Source organism: Actinomyces sp. S4-C9 (genome assembly GCF_000758775.1).
GTDB lineage: Bacteria > Actinomycetota > Actinomycetes > Actinomycetales > Actinomycetaceae > Gleimia > Gleimia europaea.
This window is the reverse complement of sequence record NZ_JRMU01000007.1, coordinates 80677-96461: the sequence shown is the minus strand read 5'-3', so window position 1 is coordinate 96461 and position 15785 is coordinate 80677. Positions and strand designations below refer to the sequence as shown.

The following is a 15785-nucleotide window of genomic DNA, read 5'->3' as shown; positions in this document are numbered from 1 at the left end:
CGTCTCGCACTCTCTGTTGGCCCACATGGACGTGTGCAACAGGGGCTAACGCAGTAGCCTTCTGCTTGAAATCACGCGGCAACAGTCTCGGAAGTCGAACGAGCTTCGCGATGTAGTGACGCTCGTGCGCGCAACGTGGACCAAGCGTATACGAGGGCAAAAACGAAGCCGGAGACGGTTACCACAGTTGCGCCCGATGCCATATTGAACCAGTAGGACAGGTAAATGCCTATGGTTACGCATATTGCGGAAATCAGGGGTGATACCCATAGCTGGGTGCGGAAGCTATCCGTGAGCAAGAATGCGGTGGCGCCCGGAATAATCAGCAGGGCCACAATCAAAATCATGCCTACCGCCTGCATAGCAACCACAACCGTGATCGCAAGGCAAGAAAGTAGCAGTGCGGAAAGTCGCTTAGTGGACAGGCCGATTGTGGAGGCGTGCGCCGGGTCGAATGCGAACAGGGTCAGGTCACGGCGCTTCAGCCACACGGTGATGCCGGCCAGCGGCGCTAGAATCATAACCTGCAACATGTCCTCATTGGTTATGCCAAGCAGATCGCCAAACATGATGTGCTGCAGATCGATGTGGCTTGGGAATATCGATATGAGAGTGAGCCCCAGCGCCAGCATGGTGGTGAACACAACTCCCATCGCCGTGTCCTCTTTGATTTTTGACGTGTGTTTCAAGGCGCCGATCAGACCAACGCAGGCGAGGGCAGCGAGAAAGGCGCCCAGCGAGAATGGGATGCCAACAATGTATGCAACCACAATGCCGGGAACAACGGCGTGAGAGAGCGCGTCTCCCATCAAGGACCATCCCACCAGAACCAGCCAGCATGACATTAGTGCGCACACCATGGCAGCCAGCAGCGTCACCGCATATCCGCGAACCATGAACGAATGCGTCCACATCTCGCCAAACGTTAGCCACAGCCAGGTACTTATGTTCATTTTGTCTCGCTAAAAACGTGGAGCAGATTTTCTTCCACGAGGGCGCGCTCGGGAGTGTCTACGGTGTAAATCTTTCGGTTAAGCAGAGCTACCTCGTCTGCGAACTTATGGATTGAGGCGAGGTCGTGAGTGGAGATCAGCAGGGTAGTGCCCGCGATGGCCAGCTGTTTAAGTAGGTCGGTGATCAAAGCTTCGCTGGTGTAGTCCACGCCAGCAAAGGGCTCGTCGAGGAGTATCACGCGCGCTCCCTGGGCTACGGCTCGAGCTACAAAAGCACGCTTTCGTTGCCCTCCAGACAGTGCCCCAATGGGTCGATCAGTCAGGTCGGTAAGCCCCACAATTTCGAGGGCGCTCGCCACGGCCTCCACGTCGGATGGCCGCGGCTTTCTGCGCCAGTTCATTTTGCCGTAGCGGCCCATCATCACGACTTCTCCTACAGTGATGGGGAAGTCTTTGTCGATGCCGTCATTTTGGGGAACGTAGCCGATGAGGCCGGCGCGGCGAGCCTCGTAACTACTTTTTGCGAACACGCGGATTTCGCCGGACCTGGTTGGCACTAGTCCCATGATCGAGTTGAACAGGGTAGATTTGCCTGAGCCGTTCATGCCTACAACCGCCATGATCGTGCCCTGCCTTACGGCAAGATCCACGCCGGTAAGGGCATGAACCTTGCCGTAGGAGACACGCAAATCGCGGATGGTAAGGGCAACGCCCGGCTCGGCCGAAGGCGTGCTTTGTTCCACCTGCACCGTCGCGGCTGTCACTTGCTAAGGCCCTTCGTGATCAGCTCGGCGTCGTAGCGCAGCAGGTCGAGGTAGGTGGGAACATCGCCGTCCGGGCCGGTTAGTGAGTCAACGTAAAGAGTGCCCCCGTAGTCGGTGCCGGTAGCCTGCACGATTGGCTTCATCTTGTCGCCAACCGTGGACTCGCAAAATACGGACGGGATTTTGTTGGTCCTAACAAAATTCTCAACATCAGCCACGCGAGCGGGGGTGAGCGCGCCCTCAGCGTTTACGGCCCACAGGTACTTTTCTTGTAGACCTGCGTCCCGGGCAAGGTAGCTGAACGCTCCCTCGCAAGTCACCAGCGCGCGCTGGTCGGGCTCCAGGGTTTGCAGTTCTTCTTCCATCTGCTTACCTACCGCCTCGATCTTGGCGGCGTATTCCTTGCCATTCTTTTCGTAGTAATCGGCACCCTCCGGATCGAGCTCGCTAAAGGCCTTCACGATGTTCTCAACATATTTCACGCCGGCAGCGGGGGACATCCAAGCGTGAGGGTTGGGGTGGCCCGCATAATCGCCTTCAGAAATAGGGATGGGCGTGATGCCTTCGGAAAGCACCGCGGTTTGCGCGTCGGTGTTGGCCACAAACTTTTCAAACCAGCGTTCGAGGTCGAGACCGTTGTTCAAGATTAGGTCCGCACTCTCGGCCCGTTTGATGTCATCGGGAGTTGGTTGGTACTCGTGGATTTCCGCATCGGGTTTGGTGATGGAGTGGACGTCGAGGCGCTCGCCCGCAACGTTTTGAGCCATGTCTGCAATCACTGTAAATGTGGTTAGAACCTGTGGCTTTGCGTCTTCGGATGTCTCTGGAGAGCATGCGGCCAACGGAATGGAGAGCGCTACAACCGCGCTGAGGGCAAAGAGTTTCGCCGCAATCTTTTCTTTTCTTTCGGTCATGTAAATAATATATTTCGGTCGCCCGAAAAATGCAAGACGCGCTAAAAAATGTAACAATTCGCGAAGGCGCGTTTAGCGCGGGCACGAAACTACATTGGAGAGAACACGTGAGTAACAAGACGGCGCGAATCCCGGTTAACTGGCCGGTGTTTGCCGGATCTGCAATAAGCATTATCGCGATCGCGCTTTGGGCAGTGATCTCGCCGGCCACCGCCGGTAGCGTGCTAACCGTCGCAGTAGACTGGATTGCCACCTGGTTCGGTCCGTTCTACATCCTCATGGCAACTGTCATGGTGGTGTTTGTGGTCGCGCTAGCTATCTCTCGATTCGGCAAAGTTAAACTTGGCCCACCCAACGCCAAACCCGAGTTCTCCACATTTGCCTGGGCCTCAATGCTGTTTGCTGCCGGCATTGGTACCGACATCATGTTCTTTGCCGTTGCCGAACCTGTCGCTCAGTACATGAACCCTCCCATCGGCGAGGCTCAGACGATAGAAGCGGCAAGGCAGGCAACCGTGTGGACGCTGTTCCACTACGGCATTACCGGATGGGCAATGTACGCCCTCATGGGCATCGCCCTAGGATACTTCGCATACCGGCGCGGCCTCCCGCTTGCCGTGCGCTCGGCGCTCTCTCCAATCTTCAAAGACCGCTTGAACGGCCCCCTTGGCCACGTGGTTGACGGGGCGGCCGTACTTGGCACGATATTTGGTATCGCAACCACCCTGGGCATTGGCGTGGTGCAACTGAACGTGGGGCTTGAAATTCTGTTCGGCATTGGTCAAGGACTGCCTGCACAGATCGCGCTGGTGGTGCTCGCCGTTTTGGTGGCCACGATCTCGGCTACCTCGGGAATCAATAAGGGCATCCGCTTCCTCTCCCAACTCAACGTTGTACTGGCCGTGGCACTGTCTGGGTGGGTGCTGATCACCGGACGCACCGACTTCTTGCTAAACGCAATTATCATGAATGTGGGGGACTTCGTCACTCGCTTCCCAGCGATGAGCCTGGAAACCTTTGCCTACTCCGACGCCTCGGCGTGGAAGGCCGCGTGGACACTGTTCTTCTGGGCATGGTGGGTTGCATGGGCCTCTTTTGTGGGAATGTTCCTCGCACGAATCTCGCGCGGACGCACCATTAGGCAGTTTGTGGCCGGAACAATGACAATCCCGTTCCTGTACGTTCTCATGTGGATCTCGATATTCGGCAATGCGGCGCTGGACTACATTCGCACAGGCGGCAATCTGGAATATGCGCAAAAGACGGTTGAAATCCCCGAGTACGGGTTTTACACGCTACTGCAGGAGTATCCGCTACCGATGCTCCTCGTGGCCGTGGCGACTTTTGTAGGCTTACTTTTCTTCGTTACGTCAGCGGACTCGGGCGCCCTGGTCATGGCAAACCTGTCCTCATTCCTGCCCTCGGTACAAGACGATGCGGCCGGTTGGCTGCGCGTGTTCTGGGCTGCGGTCACCGGCGTTCTCACCATAGGAATGCTGCTTGTGGGCGGTATTCCAGCTCTCCAAAACGCCACCATCGTGATGGGGCTACCATTTAGCGTGGTTATGGTTCTGGTCATGTTTGGTCTGATGAAGGCGCTTCGTGAGGACGACCGCAGCGTTCGGCTGCGGGAACGCTCATTGCGAAACACCATAACGGGGGCGGGTGCGGAGCTGGTTAACCCGTCTTGGCGAGATCGTCTGGCGCGCACGTTCGAACAGGTCTCACCGATCCAGGCAAAGAGGTATCTGGACCGCGTTGCTGAACCGGCTCTGCGTCTGATTGCGAAGGAATTGGCCGCGCAGGGTTACCAGGCAGAAGTCATTCGCGGCGGCGATGAGCCAATTGAGGACCTCGACGAGTCGATCTTCATTCACGACCGCCTCAAGTTTGTTGCGGGAGTTGGGCAAGAACAGTTTGTGTATCGCATTCTGGCAGTTGACGCTCCAACCACCGTGTACGGCGGTCAGATGAGCAGCGCGAACCACATGTCGACCAGGCTGGAAGTGCACATGCCCCAGGGCGAACAGGATTACGACGTGATGGGCTATTCCACCGAGGCGCTAATCCATGACGTGCTTGACCAGTTTGAGGTGCACCAAGACTACTGGCGCGTTCAGGAGCTGGATGAGACAGCTCGCCAAACGCGCCAGGATCACTAATAGTTGCCTCGTTTTAATTTCAGAGTGGCGCGGCCAATCTAGTTACTGGTTTCGAGGAACTTCTCAGCCAGAGCCTCGCTACCGCGTGCGAGTATGGTGACATCTGCTCCCACGAGCACGAAGTCGGCACCCGCATCGATATATTCGCGAGCAATAGCAGGATCAAAGGCATTGGTACCAACCGGCTTGCCCGCGGCTTTCGCGGCCTTAATGCAGTGGATGACGCGGGACTTGACTGATTCGTCGCCGGCCTGTCCGATGATTCCTAAGTCAGCTGCGAGATCTGCAGGACCAACAAAAATGGCGTCTACGCCATCAACACCGAGGATGTTCTCCACGTCCTCTACAGCCTTGGCAGATTCGATCTGGCAGATTAGCGTAATCGTTTCTCGTGCACGCTCCAGATAGTTCGGGATTCGATTCCACATAGACGCACGTGCGAGGGCGGATCCAACACCGCGCACGCCCTTGTCAGGATAGTTAACGCGGGCTGCGGCAAGCTCAGCTTCCGCGGCGCTATCGATCATGGGGACCAACAGGTTGCGCACGCCAAGATCGAGGTACTGCTTGATCAAACGCTCGTCATTGATTGGTACACGCACGATCGTGGACGCCGGGTATGAGGAGGTGGCGTGTAGCTGGTGAAGCAGACTGGTCAGATCATTGGGGGAGTGCTCGGCGTCAATGAGCACGTAGTCAAGCCCGCAGGAGGCGCAGATTTCTGCGGTAATAGGCGAAGCAGCGCACGCCCAAATTCCGATGAGGGCGCGGCCGGCCTCGTCAATATGCTGAATGAGGGTGCGGGGTGGGTCTAGTTGAATTGGCATGTGATTGTCCCTAGCGGTCCGTAGTCTGCGAGCACCGAGTCGCCCTTGTAGACCCACATGGGCCTAGTGAATGACCCGGCGAGGATGATTTCGCCTGCGCCCAGGTATCCCTTGTGCGGGGCGATTTTGTTTGCCAGCCAGTGTACGCCTGCGGCCGGGTGGTTCAACACTCCGGCGGCCACGCCCGTCTCTTCGATTTCCTGGTTGCGGTACAGCACGGCACTGACCCAGCGCAGGTCCACTTCGTCAACGCGCACGGGACGTCCTCCGATAACCATCGCCCCCATAGCCGCGTTGTCAGCTATTGTGTCTACGATTGTGCGTCCCTTCATTTCGATACGCGAATCGAGAATTTCGAGGGCTGGCACCACCCACTCGGTGGCGTCTAGAACGTCAAAAATTGTGGCGCCCGGGCCCTTAATGTCCTTGCCGAGGACGAATGCAAGCTCAACTTCGATACGCGGATGCGTGTACTCGTCCCACGCAAATACGGAACCGGTTTCGAAGATCATGTCGTCAAAAATGAGGCCGTAGTCTGGCTCGTCAATGCCGGTTGCGTCCTGCATCGCTTTAGATGTGAGTCCGATTTTGCGGCCCTTTAGCACGCATCCGGCCGCCTCTTTTTCTGATCTCCACAGGCGTTGAATAGCGTAGGAGTCCTCTACGGTCATCTGTGGGTAGCGAGCGGTGAGCAGGGGGATTGGGGTGCGTGTTTCTTTGGCTTTAACAAGCTCTTTAGCGATAGATTGGCGGATTTTCTGGTCCAGCATGACGCCTCCTTGAGTCTGTATTGCTGCCAGGTGCCGGCGCGCGTGCACGCGGAATCGGTACCGTTAGGCAAAATCGTACACGATTTGGGGAAGGGGAGGCGGAAACTTAGCCGAGCTCACCATCTCGGGCCACAGCCGCGTCCACCGCAAGGCCCAACACCGTGGACAGTCCGCTTTGCTGCGCGGCCAGTAAACCGGCAATCGTGGTACCGCCCGGGGACGTCACCCGGTCTATCAAGTTTGCGGGAGTTGCACCGTCAGTGGCGGCCTCGTCAAGAATCATTTGTGCCGATCCCAGCATTGATTGGGCAACGATTGCAACTGCCTGGTGTTTTGTAAGGCCGTGGTTAACGCCTGCGCGGGCAAAGTCGTCCACGATTTGATACATCCACGCGGGGGAACACCCGGCGAGAGCAGAAAAAATAGGGAAGTGCCCCTCGTCGATCACGAGGCAGCGGCCCACGGGCACCATTATCTTCTTGGCCATCTCCACGTGTTTTGAGGAGGCGGCCGCGCCGCGCGCGATACCGGTCATGGACTCGCCGATGGCCGCGTTTACGTTAGGCATGACGCGCACAATCGGCACATTGGTTTCGGTTGCCTGCTGCAGTGATGTCAGGCTCTTGCCTGCCGCAAGCGAGATAACGAGTTTGCTGCCGTCGCTGATTTCTGGCGTGATTTCTTTGAGCACATCTTCAACCGCGTGTGGTTTCACACCTAGCACGATTACGTCTGCCGTTTGGGCTAGCTCGCGGTTGTCGGCCAGTGCGTGGGCACCAACCTCGGTTGCAAGTGCAGGAGCAGACTTTCCTGATTTGTCCGTCAAGTAGATTTCATCTGCATCCAAACCCGCAGCTACCACGCCACGCACAATCGCGCTCGCCATATTGCCGGCGCCAATAAAACCGATTTTCATAGCGTTCCTTTCCTATCCACAAGCCTAACGCGCCGGGGGTTATCCACGCCCGCGCTAGAGACCAGAATGGTAAGGCTTTCTTAGCGGCACACTGGCGTCATGAAGCATGCAATTTCGCCGGCCCGGTTAAGGCAGCGCGCTTTTGATAACGCGGTTAGTCGAAGCGCCAAAAAGTCGAATCCGCCTATTCTTAGACTTTTGCCCTCTCCTTTTGCCATGGTGGCGCTCGCCGTGGCACTCTTTGCAGTTGCATCGTTCTCACTCTTTCGGCTGGGCATTGCGGCACCCGCGACTGATGCGATTTTAGAGGATGGAACTTCCCAACTACGTGAACGTATAAAAGCTGAGGGGGAGGACCCGCGCGCCCTGCAACCAAGCGAGGCTGAATCGGAACCTCACCCCAGTAACGGTGGCGCAATTTTCGTGCAGGTCACCGGAGCGGTCAATAAGCCTTCGGTGGTTCAGCTGCGCGCCGGAGCTCGTGGAGCGGACGCCGTTCAGGCTGCTGGAGGAATGACCGCGGATGCCGCGTTGGCTTCGGTAAACCTCGCGCAGGTCGTGGCGGATGGGCAGCATATTCACGTCCTCACAAATGAAGAACTAGAAAAGGGTGGCGCGGCCGGCGGCTTAGGCGTACCGAGCGCGGGCACGGCTGGGGCAGGGGGCTCTACAAATGCTGGGGCGGGCGCGGGCGGGTGTATCGATCTGGCGGTGGCAGATAGTCAGGCCCTCCAACGCTTACCTGGAGTTGGCGCCGCGCTCGCCGAACGCATCATCGCCTATCGCACCGAAAACGGCATCACTAAACCCGAAGATGTCCGCGCGGTTTCTGGGATAGGTCCAAAAACGTTCGCGGGGTTCAAGGACCAGCTGTGTCAGTAGCTCAAAATGTGCCCAACGAGCAGTTAGATCGCACGCCACTTGACCTGCGTCTAGTGCCGGCCGCGATACTGGCATGGCTTTCCACCGCGCTTGTTCTGCGGGTAGCGAACTCTTCAGGCAGCACGCTTAGCGCGCTCCTCGTAGTGTTGGCGTTCACGTCTGTTCTCGTGTTGCTTGGAATCGTGCAGAAGACGAGGCGCGCGGTGCACGCTCGCCAAGACCCGGGCTCGTTCGTATCCGCAACGGCGCTGCTCTGCCTTGTCCTTGCTATTTCGGTTATTTCTGCTGCCACCCACGCGCACGTGTTTGCACGTCACGACATGAAAGAAGCATGCAAAACCAGATGTGTCATTACCGCATCCGTTGAACGCCCCAGCCGTGAGGCCACACAAGGTCGCTGGATCACCCACCTCGCGGTTCCAGGCGGCAAGATCCTTGTTGCCGGCAGTCGGATCGAGGCACGCGCGGGGGATCAGGTTATACTCTCAGGCCGTCTGCAGGCCGGTCTTACCCCGCCCATGCTTGGCGTATTCAAACCAGCCAATATCGAAACTTGCGAGGCCATCGGCTGGCGCGTGGCATTTCGTAAAAACCTCCACTCCGCCCTCGCGCCCCTCCCGCCTGAGTCTCGCGGCCTCATTGCAGGAATGAGCATTGGTGACTATTCCGATTTACCGCCACAGGCACGCGACGCCATGGTCACAACAGGAACCAGCCACCTAACCGCCATCTCGGGACTTCACCTGGCTATCCTGATAGGCACAATCAATGTGCTACTGCCGGGCAGAGGGACCACCAAAATAGCGTTGGTCAGCACGATCGTGGCCGGCCTGGTTGCAATAGTCGGGCCCACCCCCTCCATAATCCGAGCCGTTTCAATGGCCGCAATCCCAACTTGGAGCGGCGTTTTAGGACGACGCGGCCAGCCTTTCAACTCCCTCGCACTCGTGGTCTTAGCTTGGATCATCTGGAACCCGTGGCTCGCCCTCTCCGTAGGGTTTCTACTGTCCACTCTCTCCACGGCCGGCGTGCTCATCGCCACGACAGGAAGGCAAAGAAACCCTCCACCAGGCTGGCCCAAATTGCGTCGCTTGGCTCAAAAGCTGTGGAATACCGCCTCCGTTCCGCTCGCGGCCACGATAGCCACCAGCCCTGCACTCCTATGTTTAAACGGAAGCGTTGCACTCTACGCAGTATTTACAAATGTTGCACTGGCACCTCTAGTTGCGCCCACAACCCTACTTTCGCTGGCAACCGCTGTCCTCGCACAAATCGGAAACGCCAGCCAAGTAGCTTTGCTCGCCGCGTTGTTTGCGCAAGGGATCATTGCGATCACCACCTGGTTTGCAAAGCTCCCGGGCGCACAAATCATCGGCCCGGGAGCAATCGCTACAGTTTTGGTGATGCTACTTATTACAGTCACCTACATCGGGTGGAGACTTTTACCACTCCTCGTGGCTCATCGGATCCCACACAAACCGGTCTGACGTATCCAGGAGATCCAAAGCCCGCATGTGATCATCACTGAGTTCAAAATCGAACACCTGCAAGTTCTCGGCATTACGTTGTGGTTTTGAAGAAACCGGGATGGGAAGAATCCCGCTTTGCACCGCCCAGCGCAGCACCACCTGTGCCGGCGACTTTCCGACCTCACTCGCAATATTTTCAACGAGCACCTGTCCCAGCAGGTTCTCCACCGGTCCGAGGGGGCGCCACGCCTCAGTCACTATTGCTTTACTGGCGTGGAAACTGCGCAGGTCCTTGCGCGCAATGATCGGGCTGAGCTGAATCTGGTTTAACACGGGAAGCACGCCCGTTTGCGCCTCTAGTTCTTCAATCTGGTGGGGCAAGAAGTTCGAAACTCCAATGTGCTTAGTCAGGCCCCGCTCACGTAGCTTGATGAGCTCTTCCCACGTCTGCAAATAGAGGCCGCGCGAAGGGTTTGGCCAATGAATCAGCGTCAGATCAACGTAATCAACGCCAAGCCTTCGCAGTGATCCTTCCAAACCGTGCGTGGTTGCACCCGTTCCTTGATCTCCGCCCGCGATCTTCGTGGTAATAAAAAGTTGTTCGCGTTCTACCCGCGAGTCTTTAACACCCTGACCCACGCTAAGCTCGTTGCCGTACTGCGCGGCCGTGTCAATCAGCCGGTAGCCGTCTTCAATCGCGCGAGCAAAAAGCGCCGCGCCCTCCACGCCCTTGTGTTTTGAAGTGCCCAGTCCCATCGCGGGAATACGGCCGCCGTCAAGTAGTTCCAATGTTGGAATATCTGCCATTGCTACCCCTTTCTTCATTTCTAGACTAGAGGTCTATGCGTGGCGGCGAAACCGGAGCGGGGCAGGCGGATGAAAATTGTCCGTCCCCTGTGGCACTCTGTACGTATGGCGCAAAATCGTAAGGCCCCCAAACAGTGGTTTGAGGCAGCTCTGGCTCCCGTGGTGCTTATCCAGTCCAAGGAGCCACTTCTTGCTGAACGCGCAGTTTCGAAGCTTCGTGATCTGGCGCGTAAAGCGGATCCTGCTGTAGAGATGATCCGTCTAGAGGCAGGTTCTTACGAATCGGGCCAATTGGCTATTCACACGTCGCCAAGCCTGTTCGGCGAGGCTCGTTTTGTGTACATCCCCGAGTTAGAAGCCGGATCACCTGCCCTGTTCGATGACCTCGCAAAGTACATGGAACATCCCGAGCCGGACGTGACTTTGGTGCTACGTCACAACGGAGGAAACGCGGGACGCAAGGTGCTCACCGCCGCGCAAAAACTGAATGTGGCAACGTTTGTGGCTAATGAGGTGAAACGTCCGGGCGACAAAATGGATTTTGTGCGCGAGGAGGTCCGCCGGGCAGGGCGCCGCATCGAAGCCGAAGCTGTGCAGGCCCTAGTGGACGCTTTGGGGTCAGATTTGGCCGAGCTTGCGGCTATGACTTCGCAGTTGCTTGGTGACGTTGAGGGAACTATCACCAGCCAGCATGTGCACCGGTATCAGTCGGGCAGGGTGGAGGCAACTGCGTTTGCGGTTGCTGACGCAGCCGTTTCGGGCCGGGCTGGTGAGGCCCTAACGCTGCTGCGTCATGCTTTGGCCACAGGTGCAAGCGCTCCCGCTTTGGTTGGAGGTATTGCACTTAAAGTTAGGCAGATCGCAAAAGTGTCTATTCGCCCGCCGTTGCCGGCTTCCAAGCTGGGGATGCAGAGCTGGCAGATTGACCGTGTGCGCCGGGATGCTCGCGCCTGGAACGAGGCGCGACTTCGCCGAGCGGTCATGGCTGTTGCAAGTGCGGATGCCGCCGTTAAAGGCGAATCAGATGACCCAGAATATGCCCTTGAAAAACTCGTCCTAACGGTAGCAGGGAGGTAGTTCTCCTCTTGCTCGCATTCCTGGCAGGAAACAACATTTTCGGTCAATCCTTGCCAAGAACCCTAGTAGCTCTGCCGGACCTTTTTGGATAAAACCCTGATCTAGATATAAAAAATGGAGGCCGTAGCCTCCATCTTTTGGTCGATCCGCTAGTCCATCTTCGCTACAGCTTTAGCGAGCTTGGACTTACGATTAGCAGCCTGGTTGCGGTGAATAACACCCTTGCTGACTGCCTTGTCAAGCTTGCGGCATGCAGCCTGCAGTGCCTCGTTAGCCTTATCGCGGTCACCGGCAGCAATCGCTTCACGAGTGCGGCGTACGTACGTCTTCAACTCCGACTTAACGGCCTTGTTGCGTAGACGACGCTTCTCGTTGGTCTTGTTGCGCTTAATCTGGGACTTAATATTTGCCACAGTTTTACACTCTCTTTTTCGATTACAAGGTCGGTGAGGGGTTGCTGAGCCTTGGACAAAAGTGGGGGACACTCGACTGCGAACAGCTCAGCGTTGGAACGCCCCGACCAGGGCGAACCAACTAGTCATAATACCAGGTGTTTCTCACTCAAACTAGGCGTGTTTTCACCGTGTCAAGGTGATGATGCACACGGTTCGCTCTTGCCGCAACTAGAAACTCCTTAAGTGCAGAACTGGCGGGTCGAACTATTAGCCTGCCAGTAGCAGGGCCATTGCCGTTACCACAATCAGGAATCCTCCAATGGGAATAACAAGGACAGTCCCAAGAAAAGCCGCGAGAGTGGGGCGAATATCGATCTGTAACCAAACCGCGTCGTAGCTGGGGTCAACCATTTGCCGCATGGCGCGTTGTAGCGCTTCAATGCGCGGAAAGAACCGAGCGCTACGGGAAGAAAACTCTTCTCGCGCACGCTTAATTTTTGCGCCTTCCTTAGCCGCCATATCTTGTAGGTCCGCATACGCATCGGCTTTTGAGCCAGGGCGGCTTACAACAGAACTTTCTTGAAGAACCTGTTTGGGGCCAGACCTCGCAAATGCTTCTTGCAGTTGCCTGCGGCGCGCCGCGAAAAACAGAGTCACCCCCAGCCCAGCAAGACCGAGGATGGCGGGGATCCAAAATCCCCATGATCCGTATGCAAATATTCCAATGAAGCCCAGCAGGGTAGTGCTCCCCGCAGAAAGGAGCGCGAGATCAACCAGGATTCTGCCTGGAACAGTCACGATGTTTCGTGTCATTCTCTCGGTGCGAGCCACGTTGTCCTCGCCCTCATCCTCACTGACATGAAAACTACCGTCCGGGGCTTGCTGAGCCTCGTAAATGTGGGGGCGGGAGCCACGATCGTCACTATTTGGCTCCCAGTTGTGGATCCAACCCTCGGGGCGATTTTGATCGGCCATTGTGGTTTGTACTCCCGCTTCGCAAATGGTTTAGATTGATTGTGTTGCCTGTATTTTAAGCCCTCTTGTCTGGGAGGACACTTGGAGAACCTGAATCTAATCTCAATGTCGGCAGTGCGTTCGGCAATGAAAGTGATTTACACGCCGGCCATTACGCTGGCGCGCCCAATCGGCCTGCGCAACGATCCACATACGGCCACCATCTTGCACATGGGTTCGCAGTTTCGCACCGATTTTGAGGGAGCGGTGGCGCAAATGACGCCGTTTGAGCGCCGTGATTTCGAACAGTGGCAGCAGAGTGAGGGAGGAGCGGCATTTCGGGAGTGGAGTGATCGCGCACTACCTCTGGCCGCAGCTTTGCAGATCGTCGAAGAGGCGTTCGAACAAGACGAAGCAGAAGACGCCCCGGTTGATCCAACTTTGCAACGAATGGTGGACCTTAACTGGACCTTTGAAACCCACGGCCAGTGGTTCTTAATAGTGGCGTTCATGGTTGGATTCCTCGCGTTCTTCTCAACGGGAGGGTTGACCGGGCCGGTGGCTTCCACAATCAGACTGGTTGCGGGCGTGGTGGCAGCTATCCTCGTGCTCGCATGGATTGGAACCAAACTGATGCCGTCGGTGATAGCCGTGCGGGCGCGCCGCGTGGGTGTAGAAGTTCCGAACCGTCACGCCAACTTGGAAGAGGCTGAACTTCCTATTTGGCAGGAGGAGCATTTCACCTCCTCGGCAAAAATCTTGAACTACGCCAACTGGGTGCTCTTGGCGCAGCCGGGGCCAGGTGGCCTCATGGACCTAAATGCCCCTATTCCGGTTGAGCCTACCGCCGCGTACAACGAGCGCCAGATCGAGATTTTGAACGCAGCGAAACGCTTTCGCGAGAACAGTCCGATGCGCGGCCCGGGTAACCGCTAGATCGCGGCGGGGAATGCCGCTAGTTTAGTGATGTTCGCCCGATAATTCGGCTGGCGCCCCCAATAGTGCGACAATTGGGAGTAACTGCAGTTCAGAAAGGTTAGGTCCGGGTGGCCAAGATCTTAGAAGCCCAAAACAAATTGATTCAGCCGGCTCACACCGATCCGTCTCGAATCCGCAATTTCTGCATCATTGCGCACATTGACCACGGTAAGTCCACGCTTGCCGACCGCATGCTTCAAAACAGTGGCATTGTGGAACAGCGCGTGATGCGAGACCAGTATCTCGACCGTATGGATATTGAACGCGAGCGCGGCATCACCATTAAGTCGCAAGCCGTGCGCATTCCGTGGCAGGTTGATGGAGAGCCGTATGCGCTCAACATGATTGACACGCCCGGTCACGTCGACTTTTCCTATGAGGTCTCCAGGTCTCTTGCGGCGTGTGAGGGAGCGGTGTTGCTAATCGACGCTGCGCAGGGCATTGAGGCGCAAACTCTGGCAAATCTGTATATGGCGATGGGTAATGACCTCACCATTATTCCCGTGCTAAATAAGATCGATTTGCCGTCCGCGCAGCCGGAAAAGTACGCAGCTGAAATCGCTGGACTTTTGGGCGTGGATGAGAGCGAAATTTTCCGCGTGTCCGGAAAGACGGGCGAGGGCGTTGCCGAGCTGATGGATGCAATTGTCGAGCAGGTTCCCGCCCCCTCGGGCGTTGAAGAGGCGCCTGCTCGCGCCATGATTTTCGACTCTGTTTACGACACCTACCGCGGCGTGGTCACGTACGTGCGAATGGTGGATGGGCGCTTGTCGCCGCGCGAGAGAGTCTCGATGATGTCCACGGGCACCAACCACGAAATCCTCGAAATCGGCGTAATCTCGCCAGAACCTATCCCAACTGAGGGGCTTGCCGCGGGCGAGGTAGGCTACATCATCACGGGCGTGAAGGACGTGCGCCAGTCGAAGGTTGGTGACACGGTCACAACTGCTATCCGCGGCGCCACCGAAGCTTTGGAGGGCTACGAGGATGCCAAGCCGATGGTGTATTCGGGTATTTACCCGATTGACGGCTCGGACTTCACAAACCTGCGCGAGGCCCTTGAAAAGCTCCAGCTAAATGACGCTGCTTTGACGTTCGAGCCAGAATCTTCCGCCGCTCTCGGGTTCGGCTTCCGTTGTGGCTTCCTTGGCTTGCTGCACTTGGAGATCGTGCGCGAGCGCCTTGAGCGCGAGTTCAACTTGGACCTGATCGCTACAGCGCCGAACGTAATCTACGAGGTCACCGCTGAAGACGGCACCGTGATTGAAGTGACCAACCCATCCGAATACCCTGACGGCAAGGTGCAGGAGACGCGCGAGCCCGTGGTGCAGGCAACGATTCTCACCCCCTCGGACTACGTGGGGCCCGTTATGGAGCTGTGTCAGGAGCGCCGCGGCCAGATGGGTGGCATGGACTACCTGTCGCAGGATCGCGTTGAGCTTCACTACAAGCTCCCTCTTGCCGAGATCGTGTTTGACTTCTTCGATTCGCTCAAGTCGCGTACGCGTGGTTACGCTTCCCTCGATTATGAGGCGGCAGGCCAGCAGGCTTCGGACTTGGTGCGAGTAGATATTTTGCTGAACGGCGAGCAGGTTGACGCTTTTTCTGCGATTGTGCACCGCGACGCTGCTTACGCTTACGGCGTGCAGCTCACCAAGAAGCTCAAGGAACTGATTCCAAGGCAACAGTTTGAGGTGCCGGTTCAGGCGGCGATCGGTTCGCGAGTTATTGCCCGCGAAACGATCAAGGCGTTGCGCAAGGACATGCTTGCCAAGTGTTACGGCGGCGATATTTCGCGTAAGCGAAAGCTGCTTGAAAAGCAGAAGGAAGGCAAGAAGCGCATGAAGTCGATCGGGCGCGTGGACGTTCCGCAAGAGGCGTTCATCTCTGCTCTTACTTCCGAGGCGCCGTAGGAGA

15 protein-coding genes are annotated in these 15785 nt (G+C 57.0%); 6 read left to right on the top strand and 9 right to left on the bottom strand.

Annotated features, from left to right (window positions below):
* Positions 1-71: 71 nt before the first annotated feature.
* From HMPREF1628_RS03960 to HMPREF1628_RS03950, 3 genes are read right to left on the bottom strand one after another with little or no spacing between them, the layout of a single operon-like run.
* Positions 72-953, bottom strand: coding sequence for a metal ABC transporter permease (locus HMPREF1628_RS03960; protein ID WP_034508130.1), 882 nt, complete (start codon positions 951-953; stop codon positions 72-74).
* Positions 950-1717: a metal ABC transporter ATP-binding protein gene (locus HMPREF1628_RS03955; protein WP_232219374.1), complete on the bottom strand. Its 768-nt coding sequence runs from the start codon at positions 1715-1717 to the stop codon at positions 950-952. Before HMPREF1628_RS03955 ends, HMPREF1628_RS03960 begins: the two co-directional genes overlap by 4 nt.
* On the bottom strand, positions 1714-2631 hold the full coding sequence (locus tag HMPREF1628_RS03950) for a metal ABC transporter substrate-binding protein (RefSeq protein WP_034508127.1): 918 nt from the start codon (positions 2629-2631) through the stop codon (positions 1714-1716). Before HMPREF1628_RS03950 ends, HMPREF1628_RS03955 begins: the two co-directional genes overlap by 4 nt.
* Before the next feature lie 107 nt (positions 2632-2738).
* Between HMPREF1628_RS03950 and betT the strand changes: the two genes are divergently transcribed.
* On the top strand, positions 2739-4793 hold the full coding sequence (gene betT, locus HMPREF1628_RS03945; RefSeq protein WP_034508124.1) for a choline BCCT transporter BetT: 2055 nt from the start codon (positions 2739-2741) through the stop codon (positions 4791-4793).
* A 38-nt stretch (positions 4794-4831) separates the two neighbouring features.
* Here the strand turns inward: betT and HMPREF1628_RS03940 are convergent, their stop codons facing one another.
* The 3 genes from HMPREF1628_RS03940 to proC all read right to left on the bottom strand — a co-directional run bounded on the left by HMPREF1628_RS03940 (position 4832) and on the right by proC (position 7306).
* Complete coding sequence (locus tag HMPREF1628_RS03940) at positions 4832-5620, bottom strand: HpcH/HpaI aldolase family protein (protein ID WP_034508120.1); 789 nt, start codon at positions 5618-5620, stop codon at positions 4832-4834.
* The gene (gene hpaH, locus HMPREF1628_RS03935) at positions 5605-6390 is read right to left on the bottom strand and encodes a 2-oxo-hept-4-ene-1,7-dioate hydratase (protein WP_034508118.1); all 786 of its coding nucleotides are present in this window, start codon (positions 6388-6390) and stop codon (positions 5605-5607) included. The genes HMPREF1628_RS03940 and hpaH overlap by 16 nt, the downstream gene beginning before the upstream one ends.
* Before the next feature lie 106 nt (positions 6391-6496).
* On the bottom strand, positions 6497-7306 hold the full coding sequence (proC, locus tag HMPREF1628_RS03930; RefSeq protein WP_034508115.1) for a pyrroline-5-carboxylate reductase: 810 nt from the start codon (positions 7304-7306) through the stop codon (positions 6497-6499).
* Between the two features lie 198 nt (positions 7307-7504).
* Between proC and HMPREF1628_RS08630 the strand changes: the two genes are divergently transcribed.
* Both HMPREF1628_RS08630 and HMPREF1628_RS03920 read left to right on the top strand, forming a co-directional pair.
* Positions 7505-8188 carry a ComEA family DNA-binding protein gene (locus tag HMPREF1628_RS08630; protein WP_232219373.1) on the top strand — a complete coding sequence of 228 codons (684 nt, stop codon included), beginning with the start codon at positions 7505-7507 and terminating at the stop codon, positions 8186-8188.
* Positions 8179-9675, top strand: a complete 1497-nt coding sequence (locus HMPREF1628_RS03920; protein ID WP_156956871.1) for a ComEC/Rec2 family competence protein — start codon at positions 8179-8181, stop codon at positions 9673-9675. The genes HMPREF1628_RS08630 and HMPREF1628_RS03920 overlap by 10 nt, the downstream gene beginning before the upstream one ends.
* Here the strand turns inward: HMPREF1628_RS03920 and HMPREF1628_RS03915 are convergent.
* Entirely contained in the window at positions 9631-10464 is an 834-nt protein-coding gene (locus HMPREF1628_RS03915) for an aldo/keto reductase (RefSeq protein WP_034508110.1), read from the bottom strand. The genes HMPREF1628_RS03920 and HMPREF1628_RS03915 overlap by 45 nt on opposite strands.
* A gap of 105 nt (positions 10465-10569) precedes the next feature.
* Between HMPREF1628_RS03915 and holA the strand changes: the two genes are divergently transcribed.
* Positions 10570-11541 carry a DNA polymerase III subunit delta gene (holA, locus tag HMPREF1628_RS03910; protein ID WP_034508108.1) on the top strand — a complete coding sequence of 324 codons (972 nt, stop codon included), beginning with the start codon at positions 10570-10572 and terminating at the stop codon, positions 11539-11541.
* A gap of 149 nt (positions 11542-11690) precedes the next feature.
* Here holA and rpsT read toward each other — a convergent pair whose 3' ends face one another.
* Both rpsT and HMPREF1628_RS03900 read right to left on the bottom strand, forming a co-directional pair.
* Entirely contained in the window at positions 11691-11954 is a 264-nt protein-coding gene (gene rpsT / locus HMPREF1628_RS03905) for a 30S ribosomal protein S20 (RefSeq protein ID WP_034508104.1), read from the bottom strand.
* A gap of 249 nt (positions 11955-12203) precedes the next feature.
* On the bottom strand, positions 12204-12911 hold the full coding sequence (locus tag HMPREF1628_RS03900) for a hypothetical protein (protein WP_034508101.1): 708 nt from the start codon (positions 12909-12911) through the stop codon (positions 12204-12206).
* 81 nt (positions 12912-12992) lie between these two features.
* Here HMPREF1628_RS03900 and HMPREF1628_RS03895 point away from each other — a divergent pair, with 81 nt between their 5' ends.
* Both HMPREF1628_RS03895 and lepA read left to right on the top strand, forming a co-directional pair.
* Positions 12993-13826, top strand: a complete 834-nt coding sequence (locus HMPREF1628_RS03895; protein WP_156956869.1) for a hypothetical protein — start codon at positions 12993-12995, stop codon at positions 13824-13826.
* A 110-nt stretch (positions 13827-13936) separates the two neighbouring features.
* The gene (gene lepA, locus HMPREF1628_RS03890) at positions 13937-15781 is read left to right on the top strand and encodes a translation elongation factor 4 (protein WP_034508095.1); all 1845 of its coding nucleotides are present in this window, start codon (positions 13937-13939) and stop codon (positions 15779-15781) included.
* Positions 15782-15785 lie beyond the last annotated feature (4 nt).

Excerpts from the sequence above, each read along its gene's own strand:
- HMPREF1628_RS03940 (WP_034508120.1), bottom strand. The coding sequence starts at position 5,620 with ATGCCAATTCAACTAGACCCACCCCGCACCCTCATTCAGCATATTGAC.
- hpaH (WP_034508118.1), bottom strand. The coding sequence starts at position 6,390 with ATGCTGGACCAGAAAATCCGCCAATCTATCGCTAAAGAGCTTGTTAAA.
- HMPREF1628_RS03915 (WP_034508110.1), bottom strand. The coding sequence starts at position 10,464 with ATGGCAGATATTCCAACATTGGAACTACTTGACGGCGGCCGTATTCCC.
- HMPREF1628_RS03950 (WP_034508127.1), bottom strand. The coding sequence starts at position 2,631 with ATGACCGAAAGAAAAGAAAAGATTGCGGCGAAACTCTTTGCCCTCAGC.
- proC (WP_034508115.1), bottom strand. The coding sequence starts at position 7,306 with ATGAAAATCGGTTTTATTGGCGCCGGCAATATGGCGAGCGCGATTGTG.
- holA (WP_034508108.1), top strand. The coding sequence starts at position 10,570 with ATGGCGCAAAATCGTAAGGCCCCCAAACAGTGGTTTGAGGCAGCTCTG.
- HMPREF1628_RS03900 (WP_034508101.1), bottom strand. The coding sequence starts at position 12,911 with ATGGCCGATCAAAATCGCCCCGAGGGTTGGATCCACAACTGGGAGCCA.
- HMPREF1628_RS03960 (WP_034508130.1), bottom strand. The coding sequence starts at position 953 with ATGAACATAAGTACCTGGCTGTGGCTAACGTTTGGCGAGATGTGGACG.